Source organism: Arsenophonus nasoniae, assembly GCF_004768525.1.
GTDB classification, from domain to species: Bacteria; Pseudomonadota; Gammaproteobacteria; order Enterobacterales; family Enterobacteriaceae; genus Arsenophonus; species Arsenophonus nasoniae.
The window spans coordinates 93,632-110,412 of record NZ_CP038613.1 but is presented as its reverse complement, the minus strand read 5'-3'; the positions used below and the strand labels follow the sequence as shown (position 1 = coordinate 110,412).

The window sequence follows — 16,781 nt, the reverse complement described above, 5'->3', positions numbered from 1 at the left end:
TATGCCGGAATTATTTGCAGAGGAATTTGATACTACTTTGCTAGTGGGAAAATCAGCTCAAGGAGACATATCTCGTTTTTATCGAAATAGTGAAATTCCGCCAGGTAAACAATGGGTCGATATTTATGTTAATGATGATTGGAAAGGACAATTTGAAGTTGATATTGGCGAAAAAAATCAAAATATTACTATTGATGCTAAAGATGCTAATAAATTAGGTTTAAAACTTTCAGCTCAGACAAAACAGATAATTGAGCAAAATACAACTATTTCGTTGGATAATTTGGTTAATGAGATCAACTATTATTTAGATGTTAATCAGTTAGCATTAAATATTTCAGTCCCGCAAATTTCATTAGTTAAATCGGAGATAGGTTATGTTGATCCGATGAATTGGGACTACGGTGTACCGGCAATTATTCTCTCTTATAATACTAATTATTATAATTATCGGGAGAAAAAAAATAACAAACAGCGTAATGAAGCTTTTTTTGCCAATTTAAATAGCGGAATTAATATCGGAGCCTGGCAGTTTCGAGATGAGTCAAGTTATTCTTATTATTCCAGCGGTGATCATAAATGGCAAAATAATACCCGCTACTTACGCCGTTCTTTCAGTGCGATATCTTCTAATTTGATGTTAGGTGATTTCTATTCCCCCTCTACCTTGTTTAGTAGTATTCGTTTTAGAGGCGGGGTATTAACAACAGAAATGAATATGTTACCTAATTCCAGTCAGGAATTTACGCCGGTTGTCAGAGGTGTTGCTCAAACAAATGCGTTAGTAAAAGTATATCAGAATGGTAATCTAATTTATCAAGAAGCGGTTCCGCCAGGCGCGTTCGAATTTAGTGATCTACGTGCAGCTGGAGGAGCGGGCGATCTGTCTGTTGTAGTGCAGGAGGCCGATGGTCGTCAAGACTCTTTTACGGTGCCATTTTCAGCCGTACCAAATATGATGAAAGCGGGTGTATATGCTTACAATATTTTGGCTGGACAATCAAAAATGGCAAATACCTATTTCCAACCGAAATTTGCTCAAGCTGAAGCCTATTATGGTATCAATAATTTAGTCACCGTTTATGCCGGCTTTATTGGTAGCCGTGATTATAATGCTATTTTACTTGGTAGTGGCTGGAATTTTCCGTTTGGTGCTGTTTCATTTGATGCGACCCATGCAGCAGCTTATTTAGATACCGGAACCAAACGAGGCCAAAGTTTTCGCCTGGCTTATAGCAAGTTTTTGTCAACAACTGCTACTAATCTGACTATAGCGGCCTATCGTTATTCAACAGGAGATTATTATAGTTTTATTGATTCCATTTATGCCCATGATAATTATCAAGCATGGCTTAAGTATCAAGCGACGATTAAAAATAATCTTAATGATCAAAATCGAAATAATCCTTCAGATTTAGATTTGGCAACTTTTGATGCTTTGCGCGGTGCTCGTGCCAGAAATACATTTAATTTAAATTTAAATCAGCATTTGGGAAAAGATAATGGGGTTATTTTTCTGGCTGGTACACTGAGAAATTATTGGAATATTGGTGGTACCAGCCGCGAGTATCAAATTGGTTACTCAAATAATTATAAAAATATTACCTATAACTTATCTGTTTCACGGGTAAGGAATACCGATCAAAAAGAAGAAACTCGTTATTACTTGAGTGCCAGTGTTCCTATTAATCTATTTAGTCGCAATGCTTATCTCAATTCTGGTATTTACATGACAAATACCAATTATCAACAAGCCAATATCAGTGTCAGTGGGACAGCGGGTAAATATGATTTAATCGATTATACATTAACCGCTTCAAATCAGACTGGAGGTAATAATTTAATAAGTGGTAGTGTAAATTATCGCAATCCCTATAGTACAGTTGGCGCTTCATATAGTGAGGCTAATAATTATCGACAGACAGGTTTAAATGCCAGAGGAACCATCGTTGCATTTCCTTACCATATTCTTGCTTCTGGTGAAACAGCGAATACATTAACGATAATAGAAGCTCCAATGGCTGAAAATCTAACCGTTAATAATAATCGAGCAGTCCTTACCAATAAACAGGGATTAGCATTAGTAACTAATGCTACACCTTATCGTACAAATGTTTATACCCTCTCTCATACCAATCAGACTTCAGGTGCAGAGATTACTGACAATGTTGCACATGTGATCCCTTATGACGGAGCGGTTAGTCATATCAAATTGGAAACCGATCAGCGAAAAACTTATATGTTAAAGGCGACTTTTGCCGATGGTAGCCATTTACCTTTTGGTACAGAGGTTACTGATAGTCAGGGTGAATTTGTTGGTCATGTTGGGCAGTCAAGTGTGCTTTATATAAAAAGTGATCAATTACCACAATCACTGAATGTCAAATTGAATATTGACGGAAAAACAGAATGCATCATCCAGCAACCCGTTGATACCTTATACCTCAATCGTAATATTTGCCGATAGTTGGGAAAATAATATGAATAAATTAGCAATAAATTTTTTATTATTATCAGCTTGCTCTTTCAGCCAATCGATTTATGCCGACTGTAAACCCAATAGCACGATCACAGTACCGAGTTTATATTATGATTTATCGGCTGATTTTAGTAGTTCATCAACGGTAGTGACGAAAACAGATAAAACCATGTTCTCAGGAACATTTACATGTAGTTCCCCAGGGCTACTTTTTCCTAATGCGATTGGTATTGCTTCGCCATTTAATGGTCGAACAGCAACAATAGGATTTAATGGTGGCAAGCAGTTTGTTCAGGTTACCATGACTGCGATGGGAAAGGATCGCGTAACTAATATACCAAGAGGTACACATCCTGCATCTAATTTAGATACTAATTTTACCTTACAGTTTACTTTGTTGAAGAGTAAGCCGAGCGGTAATTATACCGAAGTGGCTGGTGATACTGCGAAGATCTCACCTTTTATATTGGCATCGGATGCTTCATCGCTCGGTATTCTGGTGTGGTTAGTTAGAATTGTGACGAAATTAATCCAATTCTTATTAACTTGGCAATGGCCTGTTGATGAAAATGATATTTTTCTGCAGCCAATTACCATTAAATATAATCCTATTGCCACTACCTGCGATTTTTCAAATAAAGGCTTAGTCGTTAATCTACCTATGGTTAGCATTAATGATGTCAAAAATATTGACAGACCTGGTTATCAGCCCTTTAGCCTAAATTTTAGTTGTAGTGATCTATTGACTGGTAATAAAACGACGCGAAATATTGCCATGTTTTTGGCCAGTAATAATTTGCATAGCACAGATAAAACAGTATTAATAAATACCACCCAACAAGGTGCTAAAGGCGTCGGATTTCGCCTAGTGCAAGGCAATAAAACTTCATCACCTATTCTTTTTTCCAGTAGTGAAAGTATACAAGGCAATGCAACATCTATTTTTAATATTGCAGCGGGCAGTGCTTTAGCGCCCTCTTTTTCCATTAATATGGGGGCCTATTACTACGCTTATGATCTAAATAATATTTCTGCCGGAAAAATAACTTCAACGGCAATTTTAGTCTTTTCTTATGACTAAATAGAATTAATTATTAGGATCAAAAAGAAAATGAGAAAAAAAATTTATTTAGCTTTCTTACTCTATTTTACTGCTTTTTCAACGAGTAGTAGTGTTTTTCTTAAAGGAACGCGAGTTATTTTTTCTGCTGAAAGAAAAGAGGCTGTTATTCAATTAGTTAATTCCAGTGATAACATATCACTGGTTCAAAGCTGGATTGATGAAGGTAATATTGATTCAACGCCGGAGACAACACAAGCGCCTTTTGTTGTGATACCTCCGGTTGTCAAAATAAAACCTAGAGGGGGGGCGCAACTTCGTATTCAACAGTTAGCAAATCAGCTACCCACTGATCGCGAATCTATTTTTTATCTTAATGTGCTAGATATTGCGCCAAAACCCGACAGCTTAAAAACTGAGAATATTTTACAGTTGGCGCTAAGAACACGAATTAAACTTTTTTTTCGACCTCATAGTATCAATAAAACTTTTCAGAATGCAGCTGAGCATATAAAAATAACTAAGGTTGGAGAATCACTTTCTATTGATAACCCAACCGCCTATTTTTTTACTCTGTCCGCACTTTATAATCGGTTAGATAAAAATAATGCTTTATCTAAAACAATTATGTTGCCGCCTTTTTCACAACATGCAGTCGAAAATAAAAGCCATGTTGTTTTCGATGATGAGATTTTGATCGAATACATTAATGATGAAGGGCAATTTATTAATCAAGTTAAAAAACTTAAATAGTATTAAAGTGCCGTTATTTAATCTGTTAACCTCGTCAACGCTAAATTCGGTTATGACACGGGAGCATATTTTTTGTGTTAGTTTTAATTAATATAATTTTTCTGTTCAATAGCTAGCATTAGATTGTTGTTGCCAGAGGTGAGCTGCCACGAGTGCTCTCCAGGGAGAATATTGTGCTAACCATTTTTCTGTCTCTGTTGCGCTTATTTTCTCACTACTATTTAATAAATACTGAAGATTACGCTGGACAGCGCCATCACCATGTAAAGAACCGTTCAAATAATTGAAGCCGCGAAGCAAGGAATAACTGATTGTCCATGGACCAATTCCTTTTATTTCACTCAATTTTTGTGTCCATAATGACAAATTAGTTTCATCTACAGGAACATTTAATAGATGATGGTTGTTTTTTAACATATTGCATAATGCAATAAGCGTTTTTGCTTTACCGCTAGAAAATCCACATAATCTTAGTTTTTGCTCATCATCAGCATGGATCGCAAAGAGAGAGGGAAAACACCAAATTCCAGACGCGTGTTGTTTACCAAAAGCATGAATGAATCGGCGACGAATAGCAATTGCGGCAGCGACACTAATTTGTTGCCCAATAATTGCCCAAGTAATCGCTTCAAATGCGGTTGCTGCTTGATAAACACGTAAACCTTGTTGGCGAGAAATTAAATTACCAATGACTGGGTGGTTATGGTATTTATCTTCAAAAAGTTCAATGGGTTGATATAACCCGAGCATATTTTTTCCCAGTTTTTCAAGCTGTTCCTCAGTGATAAAGGTATGTGGGTTGTCAATTTTCAGAGAAAACAAAATGCTATTTTTATTTAGCGTAAACGTTAATTCAGCGGGTTGGTCATAATAGGTAATTCCCTTTCTTAATTGGTTATAGGCGATAATTTCTGCCACACTTTGCTTATCTCGTAAGTGATAGGCAAGAAAGTGTTGGTAGTGATAATTATTTGGTAAATGGATAATGATTTTTTTTGCTGGCATTTTTTATGGTTATTTAATTTTAAATTTAGTCATCAGTTCGCGCTTAAATTGATAAAAAAATAGTAACATAAAAGCAAGTAAATTAAAGATGAGAATTTATGCATTAAATTCTGTTGTTAGCAAGTTAAAAACTAAAAAATAGCTGTTGTTTGCCGTAGGATTAGATAATATTAACACTCGTTATTGGGGTTACCTGCTCGATAAAATCAAAATTATATACTAACGTGTTATTAACGATTTTTATTCATTTATTCTTAGTGTTTAATTTTTCATTTATTGTTTATTCTTTTATTTTTGCTTAAGAAGAAAATAGTTCGCTTGTTTTATATTTTAAAATTTATCACTAAGTATAATTGCTGCTTTTATCATTATTAAATATTAACCCTATTGGTATTCAGTTTGTTGGTCATTAATAAATGAGACACAGATTAGCTAAATAAAATTATTTCCATTTGTAATATAATTTTAAATAAAAATAGTGATTAGCTGATTTTTATTTAACACTATAGCAATAAGAATATTATTTAATCTAATGATTGTTAAATATTTTTTAAGTAAAAAGCTAAGTTACCATGGGTTATTTTTTTTTATTAACGGTAAATGTTAATAAATTATTGGGTTACATTGACTTGTTTGATGTTTGTTTTTGTTAACTTTTGATTTTATTATTGTGGTTTGAGGTTTATTCATAAATGGAAACAAATTTATACGTTTTTAAATAATACTTATCTATATCTTTATAAACGATATAAGTAAGCAAAAGGAGTAATTGCAAATGGAACATTATCAAGCAGTCCGCTTTTTTACCCCTCGTTATCCATTTTTTCTCCTCTATGGGCATTAATTTACTCTATGCCAATGGCTATTTAATCGGTAATTATCCAAATAAAATAATCGGGATAAGCCTAATAAAAATTTATTGATTATGGGAGTAAAAATAACAATAGCTGCCTATCAATGTTTTTATTAATTTCAATAATAGCTTGAAATTAATATTTGTTTTTTATTTTATGCAAAAAATAGTAGCAGGATTTTTATTATTATTTAGATAGGGAAATTATTTATGCAATGCTAATCGTTACTATTCAAAAACAAAACGGCTAACTGCATATATATTATTATTTATACAATTGTTGTTACCGATTTTTGTCACTTTTTCATCTGTTGCTAAAGCGGCGCAGGATGATGTTGCTAGCAATCAGATGCTGGAAACAATCAATGGTATTGATGCGTTGATGAATAATAATTCTGCTTTAAAAAATTCGGCTTCAGAGCCAGCTTCATCGCTTCCAGCAACAGCGGCATCAAGCTGGAACATTCATACCTTACCCGATAATAGATCAATGATGTCGGTTGCAACAATAAATAACAATAACAAACCGTCAGTTGATCACCGTCGAGCATTACCAACACTAGGGATAAAAGAGACGTCCCAGGCTAAGCAAGTTGAGTCAGCAGAAAAACAATTTGTGCAAGGTGCAACTCAAATAGCGCAAGGGCTGGCCAATAATAATGCCACAGAAGCAGCCATCAATTATGCGCGTAATCGTGGCGAAGGCCTACTAAATCAAAAAATTAGTGATTGGTTAAATCAATATGGCAAAGCACGCGTACAAATTAGTTCAAATAAAACCGGCGATGCGGATTTACTCTTACCGCTCATTGATAAACCTAACAGCTTATTGTTTAGCCAAATTGGTATTAGAGCTAATGAACAACGGAGTACCACCAACTTAGGATTAGGTTATCGCCAATATCAGCAAAATTGGATGTGGGGCATTAATAGTTTTTACGATTATGACATTAGCGGAGGAAATGCCCGTTTTGGTTTAGGTGGTGAGTTATGGGCCTATTATTTGAAATTGGCGGTAAATGGTTATTTCCGTTTAACGGACTGGCATCAGTCGTTCCTGCATGAGATGCGTGATTATGATGAGCGGCCGGCCAATGGATTTGATCTACGTGCTGAAGGGTACCTACCCAGTTATCCTCATTTAGGTGCTTATGCTAAATATGAACAATACTTTGGTGATGGCGTTAGTCTTAGTCATAATCCAACAGCTAAAGATTTAAAAGATAATCCTTCTGCTGTCACTTTTGGTTTAAGTTATACCCCTTTCCCCTTATTAACATTGAAAACTCAAGTCTCTCAGGGAGATTCCAACGATAGTCTGATTGGTATGGAGTTTGCTTATCGGTTCGGTATCCCACTCGCTGCTCAGTTAAATCCGGATAATGTTGATCTAATGCGTAGTTTAGCGGGCAATCGTTATGATTTTGTTGATCGCAATTACAATATCGTTATGCAGTACCGTAAACAGGAAATATTAGCTATTTCTCTGCCAGACAGTGCGATGGCTGAAGCGGCCCAAACTATAGCAATAAAAGCCACGGTGCAAAAAGCCAAATACGGACTCAATAAAATTTTATGGAGTGCCCCAGAATTATTAGCAAAAGGTGGCAAGATTAACGAGACATCAACCACTACCATTGACCTGGTATTACCAGCATACGATGAAGATAACCAAGGTAGTAAGGCTTATACCTTATCCGCTGTGGGTGTTGATAATGAAGGTAATAAATCTAAAGCTGCCGTAATGGTGATCCATGTTACTCAATCAAAGGATGGTTTTGCTTATTTTACTTTAGAAAATCCGACGCCCATACCAGCAGATGGTAACCAAACTTATTTAGCTAAAGTGCAACTACAAAATGACAAAGGAATACCACTTGCCGACAAACAAGTGACATTTTCTGTTACTGGTTTTAGCAAACGCGGCAGTACGCTGGCAGTAAAAAATAATGGCGGAAATGCCGGGGTTGTGATGCTTAGCGAAGATGGCCAAAGAATGGGTAATCCTTTAACTGAAATTACGGATGCCGAAGGTAAGATCAAGATAAAAATCAAGAGTGACTTGGCCGGTCAGGGAGAATTGATTGCTACCATGGCAAATGGAAAGAAAAAAGCGGTTGCTATCCAATTTATCCCTGATGCCACTACCGCCAAAGTGAGAAATGTTACCCTGATTGATAAGAAAAACAGTAAGGTAGCTAATGGCGTCGATAGTTTTAGCTACGAAGCCTTTGTGGTTGATCAGTTTAATAATCCGTTGCCAAATGTTGATGTTACTTGGTCAACTAATCAGCAAGATAAGGTCACTTTATTAAAGGATAAGAGTAAAACAGATGCCACTGGACGGGCGATTATCACACTGCGTAGTACCTTGATTGCCGTTGATAATGTGGAAGTCAGTGCTAAATATGCTAACACGCTTGAGATGACCGCGGATAGAGTGGTCAGTTTTGTTGCTGATGAACGCACAGCCAAGGTTAGTGATGTCTCATTGAATGGCTGGGCAACAAAAAAAGTTGCTGATGGTAAGAGTTCTTTTACTTTTAGTGCCCAACTGATTGATGGCAATGGTAACCCGATTAAGAAAAGTGGATTAGTTGTTAATTGGAAGCATAATAAAGACTCGCAAAAGGTTTTATTGTCGACTGCAACTAGCCCAACAAATAATAATGGTATTGCCACTGTTGAACTGATTAGTACGACTACCCCCATCGATCAGGTAAGGGTTAGTGCAAACTATGCGGCTACAGCAAGCGTAGAAGCGGATAAAGAGGTCAATTTTATCGCTGAAGAAGGGATAATTTCCGTTGGAACTGTTGAATTAACAGACTCTGTCAATGAAAAAGTAGCAGATGGTAAACAGACCTTTACTTTCAGCGCACAGCTTGTTGATAACAAGGGGCAACCCGTTAATGAAGTCGGTATCGAAGTTGATTGGTTCCGTGATAAAGATGACGTTAAGTTATTACAAGATACCAGCAAAACAAATGAACACGGAATAGCTACTGTTACACTGCAAAGTACAACTAAGGCCGTTGATGAGGTACAGGTTAGTGCTAGCTCGGGTAGCTTAGATGAAATAAATGCCAATAAAAAAGTGAGTTTCATTGCAAATGAAAGCCAAGCGCATATCGGTAGTGTGCTGTTAAATGGTGAAGAAGACTATAAAATCGCTGATGGTAATACTTCCTTTACCTTTACCGCACAACTGATTGATAACAATAATAACGCCATAAAGAAAAGCGGTTTGCCAATTAATTGGACACATAATAAAGGCAATCTAGTTAAGTTAGCTGACCACAGCCTAACCGACGAAAATGGTATCACTACTGTTACCCTATACAGCACAACAAAAGCGGTGGATGCAGTCCAAGTTAGTGCCAGTTATGCCGGTACGGCTAGCCAATCAGCCGATAAAACCGTCAGTTTTATCGCTAATAAAGATTTGGCTAAGTTAGGTGAGGTTAAGCTAGTTGGGCAGGAAACTCGCAAAATTGCCGATGGTAAAGAGAAATTTATTTTTACCGTCCAATTGTTTGATGTAAATGACAATCCAATCAAAAAATCTGACCTGATAGTCTATTGGGCACATGATAAGCCAGGCAAAGCCCAATTAAATCCAACCAGCAAAACAGATAAAGATGGTGTTGCTACGGTTGAATTGCAAAGTACAACCATGGCGATTGATGATATTGAAGTTTCCGCCAAATTTGGCAATGACGATAAAAAAACGGCTAAAGATAAAGTGAGTTTTATTGCGAATATAGCGACCGCTGAAGTTAGAAATGTCAAGTTACAAGGTAAGATAGACCGTAAAGTTGCTCATCCTAGTAATAATTTTGTCTTTACCGCGGCATTGGTTGATGTTAATGGCAACCCGATCAGGAAAGAAAATTTATCGATTAACTGGTCGACTAATCAAGGTAGCAACGTTCGCTTTAAGGATAATATTAATATTAGTAAAACAGATGCTGATGGATTTACTTCTATCACTTTAGAGAGTAATGACGTGGCAGTAGCTAATGTGATTGTTAGTGCCCATTATGCTAGTTCAAGACCACAACCCGCTGATAAACCAGTTAGTTTTATAACCGTCTCTTTTAGCCGTTTAATTGTTAATGGCCATAATTTCCCCACCAGCGCTCAATTCCCAACTACTGGCTTCCTCGGTGCTAAGTTTACTATCGAGACGCAAGGGGCACCGGCATCAGAATTTAAGTGGCAAAGCAATCAAGGTTGGGTTTCAGTTGACAATGGGCTGGTAACGTTTACGGAGAATGGGACAAGTAAAAAAGTCATCATCACAGCAAAACATGAAACGGGTGGTGATCCGATTGAATATACCTTTAATCTAAATAATTGGTTTATTTTCTCTGACGAGAAAAAATGGGATGAAGCACAACGCTGGTGTGCAAATAATGCTGGGGCTATGCCAACGGTTGCACAACTTAGTCAAGGCAAAGGAAAGCGTGCAGTAGGTTCACTATGGAGTGAATGGGGTAAATTCAGTCATTACGATATAGAAGATGGCTACTATTGGACTTCGACTGAGGGAATAGCCGGTCGCTTTAAAGTCGTCAAATTAGATGATGGTTTTTCTAATAAAGATAGCTATACCCATGACACAGAAGCAGTAGTTTGTACTAAGAATCTGTAATGGATGCATCCACCTCATAATGCGAGGTGGCTGTTTTAGCAAGATAACTTCTTTTGCTTATTGGTAGTAGGATTTATATATTATTAGGGAAGAGATCCATGCAACAACGTAATGCTGATTGTGATTTTACCAAAACGAAACGGATAATCGCCTATATTTTACTCTTTATACAATTGTTTTTGCCTATTTTCGTTGCTTCCTCTTCAATCGCAAAAGCGGCGCAAAATAGCGAACAAAATAACCCGATGATGGACACCATCAATGGCTTAAATAATTTGCTGCAACATCCTGCAGAGAATGATATGCCGGTTCTTGATAAAGAGCCGGCAAAGTCGGATAAAAATAATGCCACGATAACATCATCGATGCCAACTTCATCATCGGATTCAGTATTATCCATGTTAGAGGCGCATTTCTCTTCCCAACAACCGGCAACCCCCATTCAACAGCCTAAAAATGCTGAGCAGGATGCTATTTTTAATACCTTACCAACTCTGGGCATTAACGATAGTGAGCCTAATCGGCAGACAGCTGTTTCCAGCGATCAGCAACTGGCGCAAAATATTTCTCAATTAGCCCAGACGCTGTCAACGGATGATGCCATCAAGGCTTATATGGGGTATGCCCGCAGTATAGGTGAAAATCTGGTAAATCAAAAAATCCATGATTGGTTGAGTCAGTTTGGTAATGCCCGGGTACAAATTAATACCAATAAAACCGGTGATGTGGATTTATTGGTACCGGTACTTGATAAACCGAACAGTTTGTTATTTAGTCAGATTGGTATTAGAGCAAATGAACATCGCAACACCACCAACTTAGGTGTCGGTTATCGTCAATATCAAGATGCCTGGATGTGGGGTATCAATAGTTTTTATGATTATGATATTACTGGTAGCAATTCTCGTTTTGGGGTTGGCGGTGAATTATGGGCCGATTATCTTAAACTGGCTGTTAATGGTTATTTTCGTTTAACTGACTGGCATCAATCACGTCTTCATGAGATGCGGGATTATGATGAGCGTCCAGCCAATGGATTCGATCTGCGGGCGGAAGGATTTTTACCCAATTATCCGCATTTAGGCGCTTATGCTAAATATGAAAAATATTATGGTGATGGTATTAGCCTTAATAATGGTCTCTCAAGTAGTGATTTGATAGATAATCCTTCTGCCACCACCTTTGGTTTGAGTTATACCCCATTCCCATTATTGACCTTTAAAAGCCAAATTTCACGGGGCGATACTAAGGAAAGTAGTATTGGTATGGAATTGGCATATCGGTTTGGTGTCTTGCTGGCGGAACAGCTTGATCCCGACAATGTTGACTTAATGCGTAGTTTAGCTGGTAACCGCTACGATTTTGTCGATCGTAATTACAATATTGTTATGCAATACCGTAAGCAGGAACTGTTATCCATTTCTTTGCCAGAAAGTATTGATGGCGAAGCAGCGCAGACCATGCCGATCACGGTTACGGTTAATAAAGCCAAATATGGTTTAAAACAAGTTAGCTGGTCAGCGCCAGAATTAATTGCTCAAGGTGGTAATATTCAAGTTATGTCACCGACCTCAATTAATTTAACCTTACCGGCTTATATTTTGCAAAAACAGGCAAAAGCCGTCCAATCTTATCGTATCTCAGCCGTAGCTATTGATAATGAAGGTAATCAATCTAATACTGCTGTTATGTTGATCAATGTCACGCCATCACAAGATACCATTCGAGCAATGACATTAACGCCAAATAATACCCAGGTAGCGAATAATAGCGATGCTTATGTTGCCACGGCATTAGTACAGAATAAAAAACATCAAGCACTCCCCGGTAGAGCCATTACTTATACGATTGATGGATTCAAATCTAGTGGGGTAACACTGTTTGATATGGCAGGCAGGCAAGGTAATAGCCTGACGGTGATAACTGATAGCGAAGGTAAGGCTAATGTTAACATTAAAAGTAAAATCGTTGGCAGTGGAACATTAACGGCGGTAATGAAAAATGGTAATAGAAATACTATCCCTGTTAGTTTTGCACCTGATATCGCTACAGCCAAAGTTGAAAGTGTCACATTAATTGGCAATGAAACAAATAAAGCGGCTGATGGCATAAGTCGATTTACTTTTGAGGCATTAGTGACCGATCAATTCAATAATCCGGTACCCAATGTTAATTGGTCACATGATAAAGGTAACACCGCTATCCTATCGGCAGAGCAGAGCCAAACGGATGAAAATGGTCGCACGATAATTACTTTGACCAGTAAGGTTGTAGTGGATAATGTTAGGGTTAGTGCCAATTATAATAACCCTGCTAACAAAGTTGCGGCCAATAAAGCCGTAAATTTTATTTACATTTTGGCTACCGCCAAGGTCGGTAGTGTAAGTTTAGAAGGTAGTGAAACACAAAAAATCGCCGATAATAATAGCTTTTTTACTTTTACCGCCCAATTAGTTGATGGTAACGATAATCCAATTAAGCAAAAAGGTTTAGAGGTTAATTGGTCACATAATAAAGATAATCAAGTTAAATTAGCGGCAAAAAGTCAAACTGATGAAAATGGCCGGGCTTCTGTTGTTTTGTATAGCACGACAGCAGCGATAAAAGGCGTCGTCGTTAGTGCAAGATTTGCTTCAACTAAAAGAGTTGATGCTGATCGTGAAGTCGCTTTTATTGCTGATGAAAATTCAATCAGAGTAAAGAGTGTGACACTTAATGATAAAATCGGCAGTAAATTAGCCAATGGCTACAACAAATTCACATTTACTGCCTTGGTATTAGATGGTAATGACAATCCGGTTGGACAACGGAAGGTGAACTGGGCCCATAATAAGAACGACGAAGTAAAATTGTCGGCAACAACCAGTGAAACCGATGAAAATGGTCGTGCGTTTATCACATTACAAAGTACCACCACAGCGGCGAATAATATCAAGCTATGGCACTTCTGCGCCAGTAAATGCGCAGGAAGTTGAGTTTTATGCTGATACCAATACCGCTCAGGTGGGGAATGTCACATTAGTTGATAGCGTAGTTAGCAAAGTCGCTGATGGCAATAATCGCTTTACCTTTGAGGCACAATTAGTCGATAAATATGGCCATCCTATCAATAAAGCGGGTCTGAAAGTGGAATGGTCACACAATAAAGAGCAACAAATCAGCTTATCCGCTCAATCAACCCCAACCAATGATAGAGGCATTGCGACGGTTACCTTGCATAGTAGTAAGATTGCGGTCGATGATATTATTGTTTATGCAAAATACAGGGTACCCCCACAGAAATCAGCGGATAAGAGAGTAAGTTTTATTGGCGATGTTAAGACGGCTAGAGTGGGCAAGATCACATTAAATGATGCTGACAATAAGAAGATTGCCGATGGTAAGAGCGGCTTTGAATTTAGCACCCAGTTAGTTGACCATAATGGTAATCCGGTTAAGCAAGCAGAATTAGTCATCAAATGGCGACAAAATAGTGGGGCTAGTGTCAACTTACCAGCAACCAGTAAAACGGATAAAGATGGCCGTGCTACGGTTATTCTACAAAGTAGCCAAAAAGCCGTGGATAACGTGGTGATCTATGCGCAATATGAATCGAGTGGTGAGGAAAAATCTGACGCAGTGAATTTTATTGCTGATATTAACACCGCCAAGATAAAAGAGGTCACATTGGATGGTACGGAAACTAATAAAGTCGCCGATGGCTTAAACAGTTTTACCTTTAAGGCACAACTCGTTGATCGATATGATAATCCTATTAAGGTAGCGGAACTCGATATCAGCTGGTTGCTGGATGATGATAAAGCTGAAGATGCTCATTTATCGGCACCATCAAGTCAAACAGATAAAAACGGGTTTGCGACTATAAAACTGATAAGTACCACTAAAACTAAAGCGGTGGATAATATTGTTGTCAGCGCTCAGTATGGTACTGCGCCTAAAATAAATGCAAACAAGGCCGTTAACTTTATTGCCGATAGAACTACGGCTAGAGTAGGTAGTGTGATATTAGTCGATAATATTATTCGTAAAGTAGCCGATGGTAATAACCATTTTACCTTTAAAGCGCAGTTGGTTGATAAAAATGAAAATCCAGTTAAAGTGCCAAATTTAAAGGTTAATTGGCAACAAGACAAGAATGGTAATGATGTCATCTTACCCCCACATAGTGTCACTAATAGTGATGGGCAAGCGACCATAGAGCTAAGAAGTACCAACACGGCAGTCAATAATATTACTGTCAGTGCACGGTATGATACGAGTGACAAAAAAGATGCCAATAAGCTAGTTAATTTTATCCAGGTTTCTTTTAAACAGCTTAGAATTAATGGATTATCTTTTAGCACGGATGCAGGAATTCCAACTATAGGCTTCCGGGGTGCGAAGTTTGACATCATTACTAATGGTGCGCCTGCCTCTGAATTTAATTGGCAGAGTAGTGCAAGCTGGGTTTCCGTTGAAAATGGAAAAATAACTTTTAGTGGTGATATTGGCGATAATCCAAAAACAGTCACTATCTCGGCAACTCATAGCACTGGTGGTGAGCCAGTTAGATATGAATTTACCCTCAAAAAATGGCATTTATATAGTCAACAAGAGATGGGGTGGAATGATGCCCAAAAATGGTGTTCTAGTAGGGGATTGACACTTCCAACGGTTACACAATTAAGTGCTGGACAGTTTAAACGAGGTATTGATTCACTCTGGAGTGAATGGGGTGATGTGCGTTTATATAATTGGAATTATCATATGTATTGGACATCTGAAACATTAGGTAACAATGTTAAAACTGTTGGTATGGTAAGTGGTTTTATAAACAATAGTGGTGATGGTAAAAACAATAAATTCTTTTTTACCTGTGTTCGCGATCTTTAATAAATCTAAATTAAAGATATTTGAATAAATTTAAGTGATAGGTTAATGATGGTTTATGTGCTGACTGTATAGGTACATAAACCTCTTAACTTTTGAGCAATTGTCGTGTTAGTTTACTAACCCAGATGAATTTATAAGTTAGTAGGTTTTGTGATAAGTAGATAGATAATCGCTTATTTATTAAATAATAATTATCGATGACTTCCCCGATCCTTCTGATGACCAGCAAGAACCGGGTTTGAATTATGTCAGGTAAAAATTAACCGGCTTTTTTCGCTGCTGCTGCAGCGTTGACAATGGCAGCAAAAGCATCGGCTTTCAGTGATGCTCCGCCGACTAATGCACCATCAATATCAGGTTGACTGAAAAGCTCGGCAGCATTGTTGGCATTCACTGAACCGCCATACTGAATAATGACTTGTTCGGCAATGGCGCGATCTTGCTTAGCAATATGGTCACGAATAAATTTATGTACTGCTTGCGCCTGGGCTGGAGTCGCTGATTTGCCAGTACCAATCGCCCAAATCGGTTCATAAGCAATAACACTATTTTCAAATGCGCCAGCACCTAAGCTATTCAATACCGCATCGATTTGACGAGCGCAGACTTGTTCAGTTTTGCCAGTGCTGTTTTCTTCTTCAGATTCACCAATGCATAGCACCGGTATTAATCCTTGCGATTTTAGTACAGCAAATTTCCGTGCGATATACTGATCGCTTTCTTGATGATAAGTTCTACGTTCAGAGTGACCGATAATAATATATTTTGCACCAATATCTTTTAGCATTTCAGCTGAAGTATCACCGGTAAAAGCACCGGACAAATTGACATCAACATCTTGTGCGCCAAGTGCTATTTTGCTTCCAGCTAAAGCTTGTTGTGCTTGCGCCAGGTAAAGCGCTGGTGGTGCAATTGCGACATCACAGCCAGTAACACTATTTAATTCATTACGCAAATTTTCAATCAGTTCTTTAACCATTTTGGTACTGCCATTGAGTTTCCAGTTACCCATGACTAATGGATGTCGCATGTTTTCCTCCAACTAAAAAATATTTATTAATAAATGAGATAAAGACAATCAATCATTATTCAGTTTTTGCCA

At 37.7% G+C, this 16,781-nt stretch carries 8 protein-coding genes; 6 read left to right on the top strand and 2 right to left on the bottom strand.

Annotated elements, in window-relative coordinates; all coding sequences use genetic code 11:
• The first annotated feature begins 1 nt into the window (after position 1).
• Genes ArsFIN_RS00430 through ArsFIN_RS00420 form a run of 3 tightly spaced genes read left to right on the top strand, consistent with a single transcriptional unit; the run spans position 2 to position 4,292 of the window.
• On the top strand, positions 2-2,467 hold the full coding sequence (locus tag ArsFIN_RS00430) for a fimbria/pilus outer membrane usher protein (RefSeq protein ID WP_246067299.1): 2,466 nt from the start codon (positions 2-4) through the stop codon (positions 2,465-2,467).
• A gap of 13 nt (positions 2,468-2,480) precedes the next feature.
• Complete coding sequence (locus ArsFIN_RS00425; protein WP_026823117.1) at positions 2,481-3,560, top strand: fimbrial protein; 1,080 nt, start codon at positions 2,481-2,483, stop codon at positions 3,558-3,560.
• 30 nt (positions 3,561-3,590) lie between these two features.
• Positions 3,591-4,292, top strand: a complete 702-nt coding sequence (locus ArsFIN_RS00420; protein ID WP_026823116.1) for a fimbrial biogenesis chaperone — start codon at positions 3,591-3,593, stop codon at positions 4,290-4,292.
• Positions 4,293-4,397: 105 nt separating this feature from the next.
• On the opposite strand, the gene ArsFIN_RS00415 is transcribed toward ArsFIN_RS00420, so the two are convergent.
• Positions 4,398-5,297 (bottom strand): DNA-3-methyladenine glycosylase family protein, encoded by a 900-nt coding sequence (locus ArsFIN_RS00415; protein WP_026823115.1) that lies wholly within the window; start codon positions 5,295-5,297, stop codon positions 4,398-4,400.
• 1,133 nt (positions 5,298-6,430) lie between these two features.
• Between ArsFIN_RS00415 and ArsFIN_RS00410 the strand changes: the two genes are divergently transcribed.
• From ArsFIN_RS00410 to ArsFIN_RS00400, 3 genes are all read left to right on the top strand, one after another.
• A complete protein-coding gene (locus tag ArsFIN_RS00410; RefSeq protein WP_026823114.1) occupies positions 6,431-10,807 on the top strand; it encodes an inverse autotransporter beta domain-containing protein in 4,377 nt (1,458 codons plus the stop codon).
• A gap of 98 nt (positions 10,808-10,905) precedes the next feature.
• A complete protein-coding gene (locus ArsFIN_RS00405; protein WP_026823113.1) occupies positions 10,906-13,782 on the top strand; it encodes an inverse autotransporter beta domain-containing protein in 2,877 nt (958 codons plus the stop codon).
• A complete protein-coding gene (locus tag ArsFIN_RS00400) occupies positions 13,682-15,679 on the top strand; it encodes an Ig-like domain-containing protein (RefSeq protein WP_135677401.1) in 1,998 nt (665 codons plus the stop codon). Before ArsFIN_RS00405 ends, ArsFIN_RS00400 begins: the two co-directional genes overlap by 101 nt.
• A gap of 259 nt (positions 15,680-15,938) precedes the next feature.
• On the opposite strand, the gene tpiA is transcribed toward ArsFIN_RS00400, so the two are convergent.
• The gene (gene tpiA / locus ArsFIN_RS00395) at positions 15,939-16,709 is read right to left on the bottom strand and encodes a triose-phosphate isomerase (RefSeq protein WP_026823111.1); all 771 of its coding nucleotides are present in this window, start codon (positions 16,707-16,709) and stop codon (positions 15,939-15,941) included.
• Between the last annotated feature and the right edge of the window lie 72 nt (positions 16,710-16,781).